The organism is Pseudomonas sp. Colony2 (assembly GCF_019382755.1).
GTDB lineage: Bacteria > Pseudomonadota > Gammaproteobacteria > Pseudomonadales > Pseudomonadaceae > Aquipseudomonas.
Genome location: NZ_CP080030.1, coordinates 2750778 through 2770978, shown reverse-complemented (window position 1 = coordinate 2770978; position 20201 = coordinate 2750778). Strand labels below are relative to the sequence as shown.

Below are 20201 nucleotides of genomic sequence, written 5' to 3'. Positions count from 1 at the left end.
TCGGCAGGGATGCCGATTTAGCCGCGCCGGGCCATGGATGGCCCGTCGCGGCGGCCCGCGGAACCGGGCCGGAGTGCGGGCATGCCGAGCCTAGGCGAGGCACCGAGTGGTGGGGCAAAGACCTTTTGGTTACTTTTGGGGCGTTTGCCAAAAGTGACCCGCTGTAAGAGCGGAACCATAAGTGGCCGTTACCGCAGCAACGGATATGTACACCTTCAGGCCCGACTCCGCAGCCACTGCATAAACCCCTTCTTAACCGGCACCACAGGCGCCTCCTGCGTCAAACTCTGAGCCGCATGCAACCTGAAATCCAGCAGGCTTTTCATAGCCTCACTGATGTCATGCCGAGCATCCAGACAAGGCTTCAGATACTCCTTCTCAATCCTATACAACGTACAAAACGTCTTCGCCGAAAAGTCCGCAGGCACACCCTGCTCCGACAAAATCCCGGCCTCACCAATCACCTCCCCAGGCCCCATCCGCCCCGCTTCAAACTTGTGCCCGGCCTTGGTCAACATCACCGAAATCACCCCGGACTCGATGATAAACAGGTGATCACTCACCTCCCCCGCCGGCAAAATCATCTCCCCGGCGCGAAAGGTCTGCAGCGTCATGTTCTGGCTGAATGTCTCCTTCTCCTCCTGCCTCAACGTCGAGAAAATCGACGAACTCTCCAACAACGCCCGAGCCCGGGAAACCGCCACCGGCGCATTACTCTCGGCCGCCGACAACAAGCTCACCCCCGCCGCCTGCAAATGCCGAAACGCCAAATCATAAAGCTGATTGCGCACCTCACGCTTGAGCGCCATGGCCGGCACAAACCCGCTGATCTCATACTCCACGCCACCACTGGCCGACGTCTTGAACGCCACGCTCGGCGCCGGCTTGGCCAACAACGGCCGACACCCCTGCATCGCCCGCTCCAGCGCATCCAGCACGGTTTGGGGCCGCGCATGGGGGCTGACTTGCAGGCTGACCGCCAAGCCAAACATATCTGCGGGACGTGAGAAGTTGATGATCTTGGCCTTGGCCGCCAACGAGTTGGGCACCACCGCCAGGCTGCCCTGGGAGGTTTGCAGTTGGGTGGCGCGCCAGTCGATGTCGATCACCCGGCCTTCGGTGCCGTCGATGGAGACCCAGTCATCCAGTTGGTAGGGTTTGGTGGTATTGAGCACGATGCCGGAAAACACGTCGCTCAAGGTGCTTTGCAACGCCAGGCCGACGATGATTGCCACCGCGCCGGAAGTGGCCAGCACGCCCTTGACCGGCAGGTCGAGCACGTAGGCCATGGCGGCGATGATCGCGATCAGGAAGATCACCGCGCCCACCAGATCCTGCAACAGCCGCCCGGTGTGGCCGACCCGCTGCATCATCACCGCGCCGAGCAATACCGTGAGGGTGCGCGCCGCAAACAGCCACCAGCCGATCTGGAACGCCGTTGCCGCCAAATGCAGCGCCACGTTGTCGCCGAACGGCGCGACCTGCATCGGGTTCATGCCTTCGTTGAACAGCACGGCGCTGAACACCGCAAAAATCACCAGCCGCGCCGCCAGCTTCCAGTTGGCGAAATCGGCAGAGATCAAACGCCATACGGCAATATCGATCAGCACCAGCGCCAAGGCACAGAACATCGGGTGATCGGAGATAAATGAGGGCATTCAGGCGACTCCAGGGCGAATGCCATGAAGATCGCATGAAATGCCTTTGGAGGGTATAGCGCCCTAGCGCTGCATCTGCCCGAATTGCCCGGACTGATAGTCAGCAAACGCCTGGTGGATTTCCTGCTCGGTGTTCATCACGAACGGGCCGTGGCCGACGATGGGTTCGTCGATCGGCTCGCCGCTGAGCAACAGCACCATGGCGTCGTCGCTGGACTCGAGGCGCAGTTGCGTGCCATCGCGCTCGAACAGTGCCAACTGCCCTTCCCGCGCCACTTCAGTGCCGTTGATCCGCACCGTGCCGCGCAACACCACCAGCGCGGTGTTGCGCCCGGCGTGCAGGTCCAGCGTCACAGAGCGGCCGGCTTTGAGGCGCATGTCCCACACGTCGATCGGTGTGAAGGTGCGAGCCGGGCCTTTGACCCCGTCGAACTCGCCCGCGATCAAGCGCAGGCTGCCGGCGTTGTCGGCCAGGGGCAGCGTCGGAATATCGCCATCGAGGATGGTCTGGTAACCGGCATCGGTCATTTTGTCCCTGGCCGGCAGGTTGACCCACAACTGGACCATTTCCAGGGCCCCGCCGCTGCGGGCGAACGCCTCGGAGTGAAACTCCTCGTGAATGATGCCCCTGGCGGCTGTCATCCATTGCACATCGCCCGGGCCGATGGTGCCGCCGGCGCCGGTGGAATCGCGGTGCTCGACTTCGCCCTTGTAGACGATGGTCACGGTTTCAAAACCGCGATGAGGATGCTGGCCCACGCCACGACGTTGCTCGGTCGGGGTGAACGCCGCAGGACCGGCGTGATCCAGCAACAGGAACGGGCTGATCTGCTTGCCCATGGTGTCGTAGGAAAACAGCGTGCGAACCGGAAAGCCGTCGCCGACCCAATGGCCGCGTGGGCTGGTGTAGATGCCGATGATCTTTTTCATATGTGTCTCCAGTAATGGATACACCTTAAATCCGATACCAATTCCGCGCTAGACGGCAAAACCGGCCCTGATCGTCCCACCAGTGGAACAAATACTCGGGGCTGGATTATTTTATATTTCGACCATAATATGGCGACAAATATTACAAGCGTAATTTTTAGCTCACCCCGCCCCACGGAGCCCGACATGAACCCTCTCCCCCTGCGTCTTCTCCCCCCCCTGGCCCTGCTGGCGGTACTCAGTGGCTGCAACAACAAGGCCGACCCCGTCGCCGAAGCGCCCCTGCCCCGCCCGGTGCTGGCCGCCAAGGTCGAAGCCGCGGGCAGCCAGCAAAGCGCCTACACCGGCGTAGTGGCCGCACGCACGGAAAGTGACCTGGGGTTCCGCGTCAGCGGCAAGGTGATCGAGCGCAAGGTTGATCCCGGCCAGCACGTCAACCGTGGCGACACTTTGCTGGTGCTGGATATCGGCGACTTCGAACTGGCCCTGCGTTCGGCAAAAAACCGCGTCAATGCGGCCCAGGCGCAACTGCGCCAACGCCGGGACGATGAATCCCGCTACCAGCGCCTGGCCAATACCGGCGCCGTGTCGCGGCAGATTTTCGACCAGTCCGCCACCAATCTGCGGGTGGCCGAAGCCGAACTGGCCTCCGCGCAATCCGACGCCAGCCAGATCGAAAACCGCCGCACCTACTCGGTGCTCAGGGCCGACAGCGACGGCATCATCACCGACGTACGGGTGGACCGCGGCCAAGTGGTCGCCGAGGGGCAAGTAGTGGCGCGCCTGGCCCACGACGGCGCCCGGGAAGCCATCGTCAACCTCCCGGAAAACCAGCGCGACCAGGCTTCGCAAAAAGCCCTGGCGTTCCCCTTCGGCGCCCCTGAGCAAGCAGTGACCGCCACGTTGCGCGAGCTGTCTGCCAGCGCCGACCCGACCACCCGCACCTACCGGGCCCGCTATGTCTTGCATGGCCCCGTCGACCGCTTCGCTCTCGGCTCGACCATCACCGTGCGCCTGCAAGGTAACGGCCAGGCGCAACAGACCCGCGTGCCCATCGGGGCGCTGCAGGATGCCGGCAAAGGCACCGGTGTGTGGGTGATTGGCGCCGATGACAAAGTCAGCTTCGCCCCGGTCAACGTCGCCAGCCTCGGCCAGGAGGACGCGTTGCTGGACAGTGGCGTGGACCCAGGCCAAGTAGTCGTCGCCCTCGGCGCGCACCTGCTGCACAGCGGTGACGCGGTACGCCTGTTGCCGGCCCAGGTATTGGACCTCAACCGTCAGCAGGAACACTGATAATGCGCGGGATCAACCTCTCCGAACTGGCGGTCAAGCATCGCGCGGTCACGCTGTTCCTGATCATCGCGATCCTCGCCGCCGGGGTCTTTGCCTTTGGCAAACTGGGGCGCGCCGAAGACCCTTCGTTCACCGTCAAGGTCATGACCATCACCGCCGCCTGGCCCGGCGCCACCGCGCAAGAGATGCAGGAGCAAGTGGCCGACCGTCTGGAAAAACGCCTGCAGGAGCTGGACTATTACGACCGCGTCGAAACCATCGCCCAACCGGGCTTCGTCTCGATGCGCATGACGTACCTGGAGTCCACCCGTCCCAGCGAGATCCAGGACCTGTTCTACCAGACCCGCAAAAAGCTCAGCGACGAAGCCGCGAAGTTGCCCAAGGGGGTGATCGGGCCGTTCTTCAACGATGAATACTCCGACGTATACTTTTCCCTGTACGCGCTGGAGGCCGAACATCTACCCCACCGGCAACTGGTGCAAATGGCCGAGGACATGCGCCAGGGCCTGCTCAATCTGCCGGGAGTGAAGAAGGTCAATATCCTCGGCGAACAGGCGCAGCGGATCTTCGTCGAGTTTTCCTATGAGCGCCTGGCCACCTTGGGCATCAAGCCCGAGCAGATCTTCGCCGCCCTCGCCGCCCAGAATGCCGTGGCGCCTTCAGGCTTTGTCGAGACCGCCGGGGCACGCGCCTATATCCGCATCGACGGGGCCTTCGACAGCCTGGCGCTGATCGAAAACGTCCCGCTGGAAGCCAACGGCAAGCTGCTGCGCATCGCCGATGTGGCCACCGTCAGCCGGGGTTATGAAGACCCGCCCAGCTACCGTATCCGTCATCAGGGCGACCCGTCGCTGATGCTCGGGGTGATCATGGAGAAGCACTGGAACGGCCTGGAACTGGACAAGGCCCTCAAGGCCCAGGAAGCGAAAATCCAGGCCGACCTGTCGCTGGGGGTCAACTTCGCCAAGGTCTCCGACCAGGCGAAAAACATCAGCCTGGCGGTCAACGAGTTCATGCTGAAGTTCTTCGTCGCCCTCGCGGTGGTAATGGTCATCAGCCTGCTGGCCCTGGGGTTCCGCGTCGGCCTGGTGGTGGCCGCTGCGGTGCCGCTGACCTTGTCGATCGTGTTTGTGATCATGCTGATGACCGGCCGCGAATTCGACCGGGTGACCCTGGGCGCGTTGATCATTTCCCTGGGCCTGCTGGTGGACGACGCGATCATTGCGATCGAGATGATGGTGGTCAAACTCGAGGAAGGTTTTGACCGGATCCACGCGGCCACCTTCGCCTGGAGTTCCACCGCCGCGCCGATGCTCACGGGCACGCTGGTGACGATTATCGGCTTCCTGCCGGTGGGTTTTGCCCGCTCGGGGGCCGGTGAATATGCCGGGAATATTTTCTGGATCGTCGGTTTTGCGCTGATCGCCTCGTGGCTGGTGGCGGTGGTGTTCACCCCGTACCTGGGGGTCAAGCTGCTGCCGCACATCCAGCCGGTTGTCGGCGGCCACGACGCAATTTACGCCGGGCGCTATTACCAGAAACTGCGGCGCCTGGTGGATGCTTGCGTGCGCAGACGCTGGCTGGTCACCGGGCTGGTGGTGGCGGCCTTTGTGCTGTGTGGCCTGGGCATGGGCGTGGTGAAGAAGCAGTTCTTTCCCAACTCCGACCGTTCCGAGCTGATTCTTGAGGTGTACATGCCACCGGGCAGCGCCTTCAAAAGCACCGAGGCGGTAGCGGCGCAGGTGGAAAAGGCGCTGATGGAGGAGCCGCAAACCGTGATGGTCGATACCTATGTCGGCGGTGGTGCACCACGGTTTTTCCTGTCGCTGAACCCTGAGCTGCCAGATCCCGCCTTCGCCAAGTTGATCGTGCAGACCGCCGACGCCCATGCCCGGGACAGCCTGAAAAAACGCATGGCTGAACGCATCGCGGCCGGCGAATTTCCATCGGCGCGGGTGCGCGTCACCCAGTTGGTGTTCGGCCCGCCGGTGCCCTTCCCGGTGGTGTTTCGCGTGTCCGGTCCCGACCTGAATGTGCTGCGCAGCCTGGCTGAAGACGTGCGCCAAGTGGTCGCGGCCAACACACTCACGCGGGACAGCTTCCTCGACTGGGGCGAGCGCGCCAGCAGTTACCGCCTGGTACTCGACCAGGACCGCCTGCGCCTGCTGGGCTTTACCCCCGACGGGGTGAAATCCCAGCTCAACGCGTTGCTCAGCGGCAACCCGATCACCGAAGTGCGCGAAGGCAATCGCACCGTTTCAGTGGTTGCCCGCTCCCAGGGCAGCCAGCGCGAAGACCTCGGCAACCTGGACAATATGACCCTGACCAACAGTGCCGGCGTCTCGGTGCCATTGGCCCAGGTCGGGCATTTCCAGGCGGTGATGGAAGAACCGACCCTCAAGCGCCGCAACCGTGCGCTGACCGTGGAAGTGCGCGCCGATATTGTCGACGGCACCCAGCCGCCAGACGTGGAAATGGCGGTGTACAAGGACCTGCAACCCCTGATCGCCAAGCTGCCGTCCGGGTATCAGATCGTCATCGGCGGCCCGGTGGAGGAAAGCGCCAAGGCCAACGTGGCGCTGGCGGCACTGTTCCCGATCATGATTCTGCTGACGTTGACCGTGATCATGTTCCAGGTGCGTTCGTTCGGGGTGATGTTCATGGTGTTCGCCACCGCGCCGCTGGGGCTGATCGGAGCGGTGCCGACGTTGTTGCTGTTCAACCAGCCGTTCGGGTTCAACGCGATATTGGGGTTGATCGGGATTGGCGGGATTCTGATGCGCAATACGCTGATCTTTACCGACCAGATTCGGCAGAACCAGGACCAGGGCATGGTGATTCGCGAGGCGATCATCGAGGCCACGGTGCGCCGGGCACGCCCGGTGATCCTGACCGCGCTGGCGGCGGCGCTGGCGTTTATTCCGCTGACACTGTCGGTGTTCTGGTCGTCGCTGGCGTATGTGTTGATTGGCGGGGTGCTGGTGGGGACAGTGTTGACGTTGCTGTTCTTGCCGGCGTTGTGCAGTTTGGTGCTGGGGCGGGAGAAGACCCGGGAAGTGGTGCCTGCAACCTGATCCAACCAACACCACAAACCAATGTGGGAGCGGGCTTGCTCGCGAAAGCGGTGTACCAGATAAGCAGATGTCGACTGATAGACCGCATTCGCGAGCAAGCCCGCTCCCACACAAGCCCGCTCCCACATTTAGAGGTGTGGCGTTTTTAAGTCAGCGCTTGGAGAGCTCCATGATCATCCGGCTCAGCAGATAAATCCGCGGCGCCACGCTCTCCACCTCGGCATATTCCTCCGGCGTATGGATATTGCCCCCGACAATCCCGAACCCGTCCAGGGTCGGCGTACCCACGCCAGCCGACAAGCTCGCATCCGCCGCCCCGCCGCTGCCCTCAATGGTCAGCTTGCGCCCCAACTCGCCATAAATCCCCTGGGCAATCGCCACCAGCTTGTCCGACTCCGGCGTCTGCGGCATCGGCGGCAGGCCACGGTGCAAACTGGTGGTCACTTCAGTCTCGGGGATCAGCTTGTTGGCCGAGACCCGTGCCAGGTCTTTCTCGATCCGGTCAAACTCTTCCGGCAACGCCGCCCGTACATCCGCCTTGGCGGTGGCCTGGTCGGGGATCACGTTGACCCGGTCGCCGGAGTTGATCACGGTGAAGTTGATGGTGGTTTTCTTCTCGGCATCCCCCAGCTTGCCCAGTTGCAGAATCTGGTGCGCCGCTTCCATCGCCGCGTTGCGCCCCAATTCCGGGGCGACGCCGGCGTGGGCGGCCTTGCCCTTGACCTCGACCACGGCGGTGGCGCTGCCTTTGCGCCATACCACCAGGCCATCGGCCGGGCGACCCGGTTCCAGGTTGAGCGTCACGTCGTGGCCCTTGGCGGTGTTGCGGATCAGCTCGGACGCGCCGTCGGTGCCGGTTTCTTCGCTGGCGTCCAGCAGGAAAGTGATTTGTGCGTAGTCCTTGAAGCCCTGGTTTTTCAGGACTTTCAAAGCGTAGATGCCGGCGACGATGCCGCCCTTGTCATCCATTACGCCCGGGCCATAGGCGCGGCCGTCCTTGATGTGGAACGGCCGGGCAGCCGCCGAGCCTTCCTTGAACACCGTGTCCATGTGGGCCATCAGCAGGATCCTGGCCTTGCCGGTGCCCTTGAGGGTGGCGATGACATGGCTGTTATGAGCGGCGGCATCCGGCACCAACTGGATGCTGAAACCCAGTTGCTTGAGCTCATCGACGGCGATGTCACGCACTTGGGTCAGGCCCGGCTCGTAGCCGGAGCCCGAATCGATATTCACCAGGCGCTCCAACAGTTTCAAGGCCTCGGCCTTGTACTGCTCGGAATCGGCCTGGATCTGTTTGTGGGGTTCGGCGCTGAAGGCCGGCATGGCGAAAGACAGCGCCAGGGTGGCCGCCAGCAAGGTACGCGGGAAGTTGAAGAGCATGAACCGATCCTTGTTTTTGTTGGAAGGTAGCGCTCCACCCTACCTGACAAACACCGATTTGTTGATCCTCAGATCGACCTCAGCCAACTTCCCTGCACCGAACTGACCCGGTTGCGCCCGCTACTCTTGGCCTCGTACAAGGCCTGGTCGGCATCGTTCAGCCAACTGGTGGCGTCGGCGTGTGCCGGCCGGTATGGCGCCAGGCCGATGCTCAGGCTGGCGCGCAAGGTCGGGTCCTGTGCGTAGGCCAGGGAGTTGAAGCGATCACGCAGGGCGTCCATCACCTCGGTGGCGCGGTTCAGGGGCATGTCCGGCAGGATCACGCAGAATTCGTCGCCACCGTAGCGCCCGGCCAGGTCAGTGGCCCGCAGGTTCTGGCGCAGCACTTTGCTCAATTGACGCAGCACGATATCGCCGGTGACATGGCCGTAGGTGTCGTTGATGGTCTTGAAGTGGTCGATGTCGATCAGCGCGATGGCGGCGCCCTGCTGGTCGCGGCGGCAGCGCTGGAACTCGATTTCCAGGTGGTCTTTCCAGGCGCCGTGGTTGAGCAGGCCCGACAGGCTGTCGGTGCGGCTCAGGGCCAGCAACTCGCGCTTGTGCCGGGCCAGGGTGATCGCTTGCCGGTAACAGATCCAGCCCAGCGCCAGGGGATACAGCATCAGGATCGGCAGGCAGGCGTAGAGCTGCACTTCACTGGTGAGGGCGGTCACCGCCGGAGTGAACACCAGCATCGAGGCGCCGATGCCCAGCGCCTGGGCCACCCAACCGGCGAGCATGAAGCGCGGGCCGCCGATGGCGACGTTGTTCATGGTCATCATCGACAAGGTGGTCACGCTGGGCAGCGGGTTGAACTGCATGGCGCCAACCCAGAACCCGCCGCAAAACGAGTCGAACAGCAGGTTGCGGTGTTCCGAGCGCAGGGCGTTTTTCGAGTGCCGCGACCATTGGTAGGCCACATGCGGCCAGATGAAGGCATTGGCGATCATCACTCCCCAGACCCAAGCGGATTTATCCAGCGGGTAGATGGCGGCGGCCACACAGACAAACCCGAGGGTCAACCCCAGGGTGCGCGACTTGTACAAGCGTGAAGCGAGCGAAAGTCCGTTTCCTCCTGCGGCTGGCATGTCTGGCTTGATCCTGGATGAATGCCCGAAGTCTATCAGGGCACCGGCAGATCGCCACTACCGCTCATAAGCTGACCTTCAGCTGGAAAAGCCCCGGGCCAACATCAGCGCCACCCCCAGCAGCAACACCGCCGTGGCCCGTTGCAGCAACACCCGGCGCTTGGGGTTTTCCAGCACGTGCTTGATGCGCTGGCCGAAGTAGCAATACAGGCAGCCGCTGGCAAATTGCAGCAGCAGGAAGGTCAGGCCGAGGATCGCGATGTCGGCGGCGGCACTGCCCTGGCCGATGGCGGCGAACTGCGGGAATACCGCGCTGAACAGAATGATCGCCTTGGGATTCGACAACCCGGTCAGCAGACCTTTTCCGAACAGGCTGCGGGCATTTTCCGGGGTTGCATCGTTGGTCTTGATGGTCACTCCGCTGCTGGTCCATTGCTTGTAGGCCAGGTAAAGGATGTAGGCCACGCCTACCACCTGGATGATCCGGGTGATCAGCGGGTAATCCTTGATCAGCTCGGAGAAACCCACGGCAAAGATCAGGATCGACACCAGGTAGGAAACACTCGCCCCGAACTGCGCCGGCAGGGAGCGGCGCAGGCCGTCCTTCAGGCCGAGGCTGAGCAACAACAAGGTCATGGGCCCGGGGCTGAAGGCCAGGGTGGTGCACAGCAGCAGGAAATACAAAAACGAAGACAGCGTCAGCGCGGTGGCCATGGCGTGGAATTTCACAGCAGGAAAGAGGGCTTGCAGTCTAGGGCGCACGTGCCGCCACAGGCAGGTAAACTCTACGGATATACGCGCAGACTTTACCGGTGAAGTTGGCGGCAAACTTAAGGACAGTGTGATGCCCATTCCTGCGATTCACTTTCATGACCGAGCACCGAAGGTGCAGCAGATCGTCGATGCCCTGGCCCATGCGATCGAGCAAGGCGAATTGGCCGCTGGCAGCAAACTGCCTTCGGTGCGTGAGTTGGGAGCCTTGCTGGGCGTCGGAAAATTCACCATGAATGAAGCGCTGGATCGCCTGCGCGGGCGTCACCTCCTGACCTCCAGCCAGGGCCGCGGGCACTTTGTCGCCAGCAGCCTGGCACAGCCGTCGTCCAGCACCTGGGTCGACTTGCTGCCCCAGGACTTGCTCAGCGTACTGCGCCGCCCCCTGGCCATGGCCCAGGGCGACCTGCGCCCCGGCGGCGGCCATCTGCCGGAAGACTGGCTGGATTCCGAAGCCCTGCGCCAGGCCATGCGCAGCGCAGTCCGCGCCCCTACCCTGCGCATCGCCGGGCTGGGCACCCCGGCGGGCCTGCTGCCGTTGCGCCAGGCGCTGCAACAGAAACTGCACGGTGAAGGGTTGTCGGTGCCGGTGGAACAAATCATCACTACGCCCAACACGGTGCAAGGCCTGGACATGCTCATGCGCCTGCTGGCGCGGCCCGGGGACACGGTGCTGCTGGATGCACCGTGTTATTTCAACTTCCACGCGAACCTGGCGTTGCATGGGGTCAAGGTGGTGACGATTGCGCGGCGGCCTGACGGGTTTGATTTTGTCGCGCTGGAGCAGTTGTTGGCGGAGCATCGTCCGAGCCTGTACCTGACCACCAGCGTGTTGCATAACCCCACCGGGCATTCATTCAGTCCGAGCCAAGCGTTTCGGTTGTTGCAACTGGCCCGGGAGTATCGCTGCCATATCGTTGAGGATGATCTTTACGGGGATTTGCACCCTAACCCGCCGCCGCGCCTGGCGACTTTGGCGGGATTGGAGCAGGTGACGTACCTGTCGGGGTTTTCGAAGGTGCTGACGGCGAATGCGCGGGTCAGTTATGTGGTGGCGGCGCCGCAATTGGCCGCGAATCTGACCAATATGAAGTTGATGAGCGGCGGCATAACGTCCGAGCTGTTCGAACAGATTGTGTATCGGCTGCTGAGTGAGGGTGGGTATGCCCGGCATCGCAAGCGCATGGTTCAGCGGCTGCTGGAGGCTGGGGGGCGGGTTGAGCAGTGGCTGCGGCGTTGTGGGTGTGAATTGCCGATGGGGTTTGAGGGGGGGATGTTTATCTGGGCGCGGTTGCCGGCCGGGGTGAATGGTGAGCGGCTGGCTGAAGCAGGGTTGAAGCGTGGGATGGTGTTGGCGCCGGGGGCGTTGTTCGGGTATGAGCCGGGGTTGCGGGATTTCATGCGGTTTAATGTGGCGCATTGCGACGAAGGGCGGGTTCAGGCGCAGTTTGAAGGGTTGCTGAGGGCGCCAACCCGAAGAGTTGGCGCCGGGGTTACGGATCAAGCGGAGGGTTGATCACCGTTCACTGGAGATCACGCGCTGGCTGCAGATATGAGCCATGCTGACCGGGGTAGCGTCGCCACCCACGCCGACATCCGGGTACTCCTCGATGCGCAGGCGCCAGACGGCGAAGTTGTAGTTGGTCTCCCAGGTATTTTTGTAACCCGAGTCGTAGGACACATACCTGACAGTCGCCTCACCCGCGCAGTTGCCCAGGTTGACCGTACCGGATGCCGCGCCCGACACGCCGGTTACCGAACCGTAGTAAGGGATGTACACCGGCAGGTAGGTATTACGGTTGACGTGCTTGTCGAGTTGCAGATACGGCGTCAGTCCCTGCAGGCGTTTACCGGTGCTGTCGGCCCAGGTCACGGCCCAGCTCAAGTCACGTGCCGCCTGGGTGGTCATGAACGGGTCGTAGTCATTGGCCGAAGCCGGGATCCGCACCACGTTGTCACCTTGCACACTGTGGCTCAACACCTCGGGTGTGGAGCCCAGCGACAGCTTGTAGCGCGCCGTAGCCTTCCAGGTTGCGGCCGGGTTAGGCCGCACCCGTACGTTCACCACGCCATTAACCGATGGCGTTGGCCAGGTGATTTTCGCCTTGGGGCTGATCGGGATCCATTTGACGCCGTCAAAATACTCGGAAATCCACTGGCCCCGATCGCTCTCGTTCACACCGTCGAAATAGGCACTGACCTTCTGCCCGCGCAGGGCCTTGAAGGAGAAGTAGTCTTCATCGGTCGCCGTGTCGGAGTTACCCGTGACGTAGTTCAGGGTATCCGGCAGTTGATAAGCCGTTTCGAAACTGTCGTTAGGCTCGAAATCGTCAATCGTCATGTTGATATCCACGCCGAAACTGAACGGCGAACCGTCAGCCGAATTGGCATGCATGAACCAGTAGTAGTCGCCAGGTGGCAGTACGCCAGCCAACACCTCGTTGGCATTGCCCGGGTTATCCGACGTGCCGAGAGAAGTGATGTTGTTCTGGCCGTCGTCCTGGAACAGGGTCAGGGACATGTTGGTGGCAGCACTCTGCCCTACCAGCATCACTGTCGCCCGTGCCTTTTGGGGCACGTTGAAGTGGTAGCAGACGTCGTTGCCGGTTTGCACACCGTCCAGGTTATACATCTGGTTGATACCGAGGGTCTGGCACAGCGGCGTGAACGCCTGGGCCGCCACGGCCTGGGCATCCACCTTGGCGCTATCTGCCTGTACAGGCTCGGCGACCACAACCCCGCTCAAGGCCTTGGCAGCCTGAACCGGCTTTTTCAGCTGCTGCGAGGTTTTGATTTTGTCCAGGAAGGCAGCCGACGCCTTCTGCGCCGTGACGTTGCCGCCACTCTTGAGGGCTTGTTGCACGGCTTGCTGCAACGGTTGCGGCGTCAAGTGTGCAGGAGATTGTTCGGCCAGGGCGCAGGCCGAAACGAAGCAGGACGCCGCGATGGCGGCTCCGAGCATGAACGCTTTTTTCGATTTCATTTTTTATCCATCCATAGTTAAAAAATTGAAGCTCAGGTGATCGGCGACATCCGGTCACCTGGGACGGAATGTAGGACATAACTGTATGCATGTACAGTATTTTATGGCGGCAAGATAGATGCGCCAATCCCGACTACGCTCATCCCCAACAAAAACGACACCGAGCGCTCCCAATGACTCACCCCACCGAGGCTTTCCGCTCCACCTACCGCGCCAGCATCCACCCCTGCTACAACCCGTGGCTCCACGCTGGTTTCGTTTTCGGCTACGGCCTGCTCTGCATCAGCCTGTTCTGGTCCACCACCCGGCAAATCCAGCTATTGGAATGGCTGGCCATCCCCCTCACCCTGATTTTCTTCAATCTGTGTATCTATCTCGTCCACCGTCACCTGGGCCATCACAAACACACCTTCGCCCGCCTGTTCTACGCCCGCCACACCGGCGACCACCACAGCTTCTTCACCCCCGCCCACATGACCTACGACAGCCCTCGAGACTGGCGTGTCATCCTGTTCCCCGCCTGGCTCATCCTGGTCCACAGCCTGGTCATCACCCTCCCCGCCTGGTGGCTGCTCAAACACCTCAACCCCAACATCGCCGGCCTGTTCGCCGGCTGCATGATCCTCGGTTACCTGCTCTACGAGTTTTTCCACGCCTGCGAACACCTGCCCCCCGACCACCCCGTGGCCCGCCTGCCGTGGATCCGCCAGATGCACCACCTGCACGCCCTGCATCACCGGCGCGAACTGATGCAGGGACGCAACTTCAACATCGTCCTGCCGCTGATGGACTACCTGTTCGGCACCCTGCATTGGGAACCGCCCACCACTGATCACCAGGAATCGTCATGAGTACCCGTCCAAGCAACGTTGGTCGTCTGGTCCTGCTGATCCTGACCGCCATCGTCGCCTTCCTGCTGCTGATGCCCACCAAAGTGCAACCGGTCAACTGGTCGCCGCCCAAGGCGCCATCCCTGAAGGACGGGCCCTACGCCGAAAACCAGCGCCTCAAGGACGTGAAAAGAACCGGCGCCCAGGACATCGCCGGGCCCGAAGCCTTGTTGCTGGATGGCAAAGGGTTCCTCATCACCGGCCTGCATGACGGGCGCATCATCCGCACGGCCCCCGAAAGCCACGTTCTCGAAGAGCTGACCAACACCCAGGGTCGCCCCCTGGGCCTGGCCCTGCATCCGGACGGGCGGTTGATCATTGCCGATGGGATCAAGGGCCTGCTCGCCCTCGACACCCAGCACAATCTCACCACCCTGGCCACCAGCGCCGCCGGCCTGCCGTTTGGCTTTGTCGATGACGTCACCGTCGACGCCGCCGGGCGTTATGCGTACTTCAGCGATGCATCAAGCCGCTGGGGTTATGGGGAAGACGGCGAGGCGGTGATCGAGCACGGCGGTGACGGCCGTTTGCTGCGGTATGACTTCAGCACCGGCCACACCGAGGTATTGCTGGGCCAGTTGCAATTCGCCAATGGCGTGGCCCTGGGGCCGAACGAAGACTATGTGCTGGTCAACGAAACCGGCGCCTATCGCATCAGCCGCTACTGGCTCAAGGGCGACAAGGCCGGCGTCCACGACCTGTTTATCGACAACCTGCCGGGCCTGCCGGACAACCTCAGCTTCAACGGCAAGGACCGGTTCTGGGTTGCCTTGTATTCACCGCGCAACCCGCTGCTCGACGGTTTTGCCGGCTACCCGCTGATGCGCAAGATCATGGTACGGGCACTGATGGTGGTGCCCAAGCCCATCGAGCGTAAGGCCTTTGTGCTCGGCCTGGACGTGAACGGCAAGGTCATCGCAAACCTGCAGGATGGCAGCAGCGGTAACTACTCGCCCGTCACCACGGCACGTGAGTACGGTGACTGGTTGTATCTGGGTTCGCTTAAAAACACCGGTATAGCGCGCTTGCCACTCAAGGTGGCATTGGCGCAATAACGAAAAAAAGCCCCTCGGCTATGGCTTGGACCAGACCTCCCAAATAATTGCCAGGACCATCAAAACCAATCCGCCGTAATAGGGCCATACTGCCCATCGCCTCAGAGCCACGGGGACGGACGTCAACTCTGCCTCAGTCGCCTCGCCCTTTTTTACATGGCGTTTTGGCATGGACAGCAGCTCGACGATCACAACCATTCGCATGGTTTTGTCGATCGGCAGATTCCTGCGCCAAAAACGCTTGGTGCGTTGAACGGCCTCGTTTTCGGTGAAATAGCTTTCCAACTCATCGAGTTTTCTGTACGCGACGAAGAGCAACAGTCCCAAGTTGATAAGCATCCATAAAAGCAACGTGACAGTGAAAAAATCATAATAAGACATGATCAAGCCCCATCAGGCTGATACATCAGGTCACCCATCATTTCTCCACCCCATTCACCGGCACGCCCAAACGTACTCCCGGCGGCATAACCTCCGGCAGCACCGCCGATGATCCCGCAGACCAGCGCACCCTGCCCTTTCACCGCAACCCCCATGACTATCCCGCATAAACGTCTCCCGAGCGCAGCCCCCAGAGTCCCTCCAATAGCGGCCCCGCCTACCCCACCCACCAACTTCCCACCCTGCACATACTTCGCCCGACTGCACTGTGCCTCCCGCCCCTTCATGCACGCTTCCTTGACCTCCAACCCCGCAACCCCCACATCCAACGCCAACCCCACATACGTCCCCTTGCCCAAAAACCTCGACGTCTCGACAATGCTGCGAATCCGCTGCGTATAGCCCACGATTTCACTCTTGTGCAGATAACTCTTGGTGGAAATACCCAGCACTTTTTTCAGCGATTTATTGGTTTTCAGGCTCGTGCCAAATCGCGCCGCGCCTCGCAACTGTGTATCCAAACGCCGGAACAACATCTGCCGCTGCAGGATAAAAAGCGCCTTGTTCACCCCACCGTTCTTCAATTGCTGATGCAGCCGTTCAATCTCCTCCAACGTGTGTTGGACCTCGTCCAAATGTCGTCCCCACGCCGACGTCGCACTGCCGACGCCCACAGAGCTGTACCCGAGAAAGCTTTGCAGCAAGTCATAATTATTGATCACCGCTGTCCCCGCTGATGCGTCCAACTCCAAGTTGCGCTGAATCTCCTGGGCATGGCGCATCAACCACGCATCATCGGCAGTGCATGCCACCCCATGGTAATCAGGAATAATCACCATCTGCCCCGGCGTCACCAGGCTTGTCTGGCGCAAATGCAGGTTCAACGCGTCGAATTGATCGGAAAGTTGCCCACTGGCCCCGGTCAGTAACCGGGATTTCAAACTGAGGTAGTCCGTGGTGCGGTCATTGATGTATCCCTGCGCCATCACTTACATCCCTGATGTAATGGATATGGCGCAGGAATATAGGCAGGCGAACACGGCCCGGACACAAGGTTGGAACAGCTGAAATTACATTTGGGAAATCACCTACCTGGCAGGTAATCAAGGCCTACAAAAAATCGTCGGACTCAATACCCCGTCATCTCCAGATACCCCACCCCACCCTGAAATTTCACCGGCCCTTCCCAGTAAGGAATGCTCAGGTTCATCCAGGCTTTTGGGTTGACCGCTTCCGTGGTGATATCCAGATGTTTGCCCGGGATCTTCAATGACCACTGGGTGGGAATGCTGCGCCCATCGATCGCGGTCGTGCCCAGCGGCGTCAGTTGAATATCCTGGTTGTGCAGGGTCTGTGTGTGGCCTTCTTTGTCGATCCAGGTACCCGTCAGGTACGACGGCCCGTCTTTCTGCCGCACCCGAAACAGCATCAACTGCTCGCCGCTGTCCAGGTGCAGGGAGAACCAGTCCCAGCCAGTCTGGCTGGCGGTCAGGGGCTGGCTGCTCCATTCGCGATCGAGCCAGGCGTTGCCGGTGACTTGATAAGATTTTCCATCGATGGTCACGCGGCCATCTGCCTGGAAAAACGGCTGGCTGTAGTAGTACGACGCCTGGCCCTGGTCGGACTTGCGGCTGTAGCCGTTGTCGCCCTGGAGCACCAATGGGCGGCTGGAGGTCAGGTGCAGGTCGTAGTTGAAATGCTCGCCTGCAGCCTTGAGTTGCATGTCCGCCAGGGGGCTGGCTGCACCGGGGCGGGTGGCGAAATTCCAGTCATCGATCCAGGCATTGAACGGCACCGCCTGGGCCCCTGCCTGCCCCACGCCGCCGCGGGCGTAGCGTTCGCTGGCGTAATGGCGGGTGGCCGAGGTGACGGCGGCGTGGCCGAGCCAGATCGTCGAGTCGTGCCAGCCCGGTTGTGTCGGGCCGGCCTTGAGTGCGTTGCGAAACAGCGTCCATTGCACGCCGTAGGCATTGCCCTCGGCATCCTTGAGGTTGGCGGTGAGGTACCACCATTCGATGCGATAGCCGTCATGGGGGCCATGATCCTGGGGAAAGCTGAAGACCTTGCCGGGCACCACCTGGGCAAAGTCCGCGGCCTGGCTGCCCAGTCCGGCGAAGCTTTCTTCAGGTGCAGGTGGTTTGTCGCAGGCGCCCAGCAGCAGGAACGTCGCCCATAGCAGGCACTTAATCTTCATTGGCAAAGGTCCTCAGCAAATCCGCCGGGCGACTGCGGTACAGCTGCCACAACGGCCAGGCCGAAGCCAGCAAGGTGGCCAGCATCGCCAGGCCCAGCAGTTGCGCCAGTTGCCCCGGGAACACCTGCAACGGCAGGCGCCAGCCGAAGGCCTGGACGTTGATCACCACGTCCAGGCACCACGCCAGCAGCAAGCCCAGCGGCAACGCCAGCACCAGGGTCAGCACCGCCAGCAACCAGGTCTGGCCGAGGTTGAGCAGCATCAATTGGCGGCGCGTCACGCCCAGCGCCCACAACGGCGCCAACTGGCCGAGGCGGCTTTGGCTCTGGGTCAGCAGGCTGATAAACAACGCCACGCCGGCGACGCCCAGGGTCAGGCTGTTAAGGGCGGCGGTGGCGGCAAAAGTTCGTTCGAATACCTGGCTCGACCAGCCCTTGAGCTGCTGCTGGTCGACGATGCGGCTGTCTTCGAGGGCAAACCGTTCCTGTACTGCACGCACCAGCGGCGGCACGTTGCCCGGCAAAACCCGCAGGTTGAAACGCGCCGGCGACAATCCCGGCCAGTGCTGCAACAGGTGCCGCGAATTCACCAGCAAGTGGCCCTTGGGGTTACCGTAGTCGGCATAAATCCCCACGACCTTCGGCGACCATGGACCTTGGGGCGTGGGGATGCTGACCACATCGCCCAGCCGCACCTTGAGCCGGCGTGCCATTTGCTCACTGAGCATCAGGCTGTCGTCCTGCAGCAACTGGCCCCATGGGTCCGTCGCCGCTTCCAGCAACGGCCAATGCTGGCGATAAGTAGGGTCGTCGACCACGCCGAACAGGTCAGCCGGCCACCCCTGCAACTGCACCGCAACCTGCCAGGTCGGCAGCACTGTCTGCACCAGGGGCTGCTGCACCAGCCAGGTTTGCAGCGCCTCGGCCTGGGCCGGGTTTTGCGGGTTGAGGTACAACTCGGCCGTCAGGCGTTGTTCCAGCCAGTTGTTGAAGGTCTGGCGAAAGCCCGAGGTCATCGAGCCCGCGCCGATATTGGCGGCCAACGCCAGCAGCAAGGCCATCAGCGCCAGGCTCAGGGCCGGCAACTGCTGGCGGCAATCGGCGAGAAACCATTGCCCCAGCACCGAACGGCTGCGCCCCAATACCGCCTTGAGCACGCCATTGAGCACCACCGGCAAGCCCAGCGCAGCGCCCAGCAACAAGGCCGCCATCAATACAAAACCACTGGCCAGGCTGTCGCCAAATACCAGCGCCAACAGCGCAACCAGTAAGGCCGAACCCGCCACCCAGCCCTGGCGTCGCAGCCAGCGCCCATGGGCCTGGTGCCAGGCCTGGGCATTGGCCAGCGCCAGCAGCGGCAAACGCGCCGCCCGCCACAGGCTGCTGGCCCCGGCGAGCAACGCGCCGAGCAAACCCAGGCCCAGGCCACTGAGCCACCACAGCGGGCTGAGGCTCAGTTGGCCGGGCAACTCGGCGCCATACAGGCCGCGCAAGCTGGCGGCTACATCCGGCAGCAACAGGCTGGCCAGCAAGTACCCGCTGGCCACGCCCGCCAGGCCACCCAGCACGGCCAGGCCACCGAGTTCCACCGCCAGGCTGAGGATCAGCATCCGCGCACTGACCCCGCACGCCCGCAAGGTTCGCAGCAGGCCGCGCCGCTGCTCCAGCGCCAGGCCGATGGCGGCATGCACGATAAACAGGCCCACCACAAAGGACAGAAAGCCCAGCGCATCGAGGTTCAGATGGAAGCTTTCAGTGAGGCGCGCGAGGTTGTTTTCCTCGGCCTGCTTGAGCTGCAGTTGCGCGCCCAGTTCCGGCGGCAGGGCGGGATGCGCGGCGGCAAAGGCCTTGTCCAGCAGCAACCGCGACAGGCGTTGGGGCATGTCCAGCAGCGGTTGGGCGAAGCCGATATCGGTCAGCAATACGCCAGGGGCCATGTCCGCTTGAAGATGCAGCGGCGGCAGCGCCAGCCCGGCAGCTGTCAGCGGCTGGTCGCCCTCTTTCAGGCCCAGAGACTGCAAGGTCTGCGGCGCGATCCAGGTGCGTCCCGGCGGGTTGAAGAACGCGACCATCTGCGCCCGGTCCAGGGTCTGCCCGGCCAGCGCGCCACCGCCGGGCAACGACACCGGGTCGATGCCCATCACTTGCAGGCGCTGGTCTTCATGGCCCTTGAGCTGCACGCGGCCCTGCACCACCGGCGACACCGGCCACCCGGCGCGGCGCAGGTCGGCAAACAGCGCCTGGGGGAAGCTGGCACCGTCCGGCGCACTGAGGCTGGCCTGGGGTTCGCCGCCGATCAGCTGGCTGGCCCGCGCGTAGCTGTCCCGCGCCTGGCTGTTGAGGGCTTGCACGCCGGTCAACAGCGCGGTGGCCAGCCACAGGCCAGTGAGCACACTGAAGAATTGCACAGGGTGGCGACGCCAATGGCTGAGCAGCGCGCGCAGTGTCCAATAGAAGACCCGCATG

Annotated in this window: 15 protein-coding genes; 5 read left to right on the top strand and 10 right to left on the bottom strand. The window is 62.4% G+C overall.

Annotated features, from left to right (window positions below; translation table 11 throughout):
- Positions 1-215: 215 nt before the first annotated feature.
- Positions 216-1658, bottom strand: a complete 1443-nt coding sequence (locus tag JV201_RS11090) for a mechanosensitive ion channel domain-containing protein (RefSeq protein WP_219406902.1) — start codon at positions 1656-1658, stop codon at positions 216-218.
- A gap of 63 nt (positions 1659-1721) precedes the next feature.
- Positions 1722-2588, bottom strand: coding sequence for a pirin family protein (locus tag JV201_RS11085; protein ID WP_177067173.1), 867 nt, complete (start codon positions 2586-2588; stop codon positions 1722-1724).
- 186 nt (positions 2589-2774) lie between these two features.
- Between JV201_RS11085 and JV201_RS11080 the strand changes: the two genes are divergently transcribed.
- Together JV201_RS11080 and JV201_RS11075 are read left to right on the top strand one after the other, a co-directional pair.
- Positions 2775-3881 carry an efflux RND transporter periplasmic adaptor subunit gene (locus JV201_RS11080; protein ID WP_219406901.1) on the top strand — a complete coding sequence of 369 codons (1107 nt, stop codon included), beginning with the start codon at positions 2775-2777 and terminating at the stop codon, positions 3879-3881.
- A 2-nt stretch (positions 3882-3883) separates the two neighbouring features.
- Positions 3884-6955: an efflux RND transporter permease subunit gene (locus tag JV201_RS11075; protein ID WP_219406900.1), complete on the top strand. Its 3072-nt coding sequence runs from the start codon at positions 3884-3886 to the stop codon at positions 6953-6955.
- 150 nt (positions 6956-7105) lie between these two features.
- Here JV201_RS11075 and JV201_RS11070 read toward each other — a convergent pair whose 3' ends face one another.
- The 3 genes from JV201_RS11070 to JV201_RS11060 all read right to left on the bottom strand — a co-directional run bounded on the left by JV201_RS11070 (position 7106) and on the right by JV201_RS11060 (position 10176).
- Complete coding sequence (locus tag JV201_RS11070; RefSeq protein ID WP_177021181.1) at positions 7106-8335, bottom strand: M20/M25/M40 family metallo-hydrolase; 1230 nt, start codon at positions 8333-8335, stop codon at positions 7106-7108.
- A gap of 68 nt (positions 8336-8403) precedes the next feature.
- A complete protein-coding gene (locus tag JV201_RS11065; RefSeq protein ID WP_219406899.1) occupies positions 8404-9462 on the bottom strand; it encodes a diguanylate cyclase in 1059 nt (352 codons plus the stop codon).
- Between the two features lie 78 nt (positions 9463-9540).
- Positions 9541-10176, bottom strand: coding sequence for a LysE family translocator (locus JV201_RS11060; protein WP_003210255.1), 636 nt, complete (start codon positions 10174-10176; stop codon positions 9541-9543).
- Between the two features lie 130 nt (positions 10177-10306).
- Between JV201_RS11060 and JV201_RS11055 the strand changes: the two genes are divergently transcribed.
- Positions 10307-11749 carry a PLP-dependent aminotransferase family protein gene (locus tag JV201_RS11055; protein WP_008431368.1) on the top strand — a complete coding sequence of 481 codons (1443 nt, stop codon included), beginning with the start codon at positions 10307-10309 and terminating at the stop codon, positions 11747-11749.
- Here JV201_RS11055 and JV201_RS11050 read toward each other — a convergent pair whose 3' ends face one another.
- Positions 11750-13216, bottom strand: coding sequence for a hypothetical protein (locus JV201_RS11050; RefSeq protein WP_003210259.1), 1467 nt, complete (start codon positions 13214-13216; stop codon positions 11750-11752).
- Positions 13217-13389: 173 nt separating this feature from the next.
- Here JV201_RS11050 and JV201_RS11045 point away from each other — a divergent pair, with 173 nt between their 5' ends.
- Both JV201_RS11045 and JV201_RS11040 read left to right on the top strand, forming a co-directional pair.
- Positions 13390-14067, top strand: coding sequence for a sterol desaturase family protein (locus JV201_RS11045; protein WP_219406898.1), 678 nt, complete (start codon positions 13390-13392; stop codon positions 14065-14067).
- On the top strand, positions 14064-15161 hold the full coding sequence (locus tag JV201_RS11040; protein WP_219406897.1) for an SMP-30/gluconolactonase/LRE family protein: 1098 nt from the start codon (positions 14064-14066) through the stop codon (positions 15159-15161). Before JV201_RS11045 ends, JV201_RS11040 begins: the two co-directional genes overlap by 4 nt.
- 18 nt (positions 15162-15179) lie before the next feature.
- On the opposite strand, the gene JV201_RS11035 is transcribed toward JV201_RS11040, so the two are convergent.
- From JV201_RS11035 to JV201_RS11020, 4 genes are all read right to left on the bottom strand, one after another.
- The gene (locus JV201_RS11035) at positions 15180-15542 is read right to left on the bottom strand and encodes a hypothetical protein (RefSeq protein ID WP_134326226.1); all 363 of its coding nucleotides are present in this window, start codon (positions 15540-15542) and stop codon (positions 15180-15182) included.
- 2 nt (positions 15543-15544) lie between these two features.
- A complete protein-coding gene (locus JV201_RS11030) occupies positions 15545-16528 on the bottom strand; it encodes a hypothetical protein (protein WP_219406896.1) in 984 nt (327 codons plus the stop codon).
- 143 nt (positions 16529-16671) lie between these two features.
- Positions 16672-17736 (bottom strand): lipocalin-like domain-containing protein, encoded by a 1065-nt coding sequence (locus tag JV201_RS11025; protein WP_102606242.1) that lies wholly within the window; start codon positions 17734-17736, stop codon positions 16672-16674.
- Positions 17726-20200, bottom strand: a complete 2475-nt coding sequence (locus JV201_RS11020; RefSeq protein ID WP_219406895.1) for an FtsX-like permease family protein — start codon at positions 20198-20200, stop codon at positions 17726-17728. Before JV201_RS11020 ends, JV201_RS11025 begins: the two co-directional genes overlap by 11 nt.
- Position 20201 lies beyond the last annotated feature (1 nt).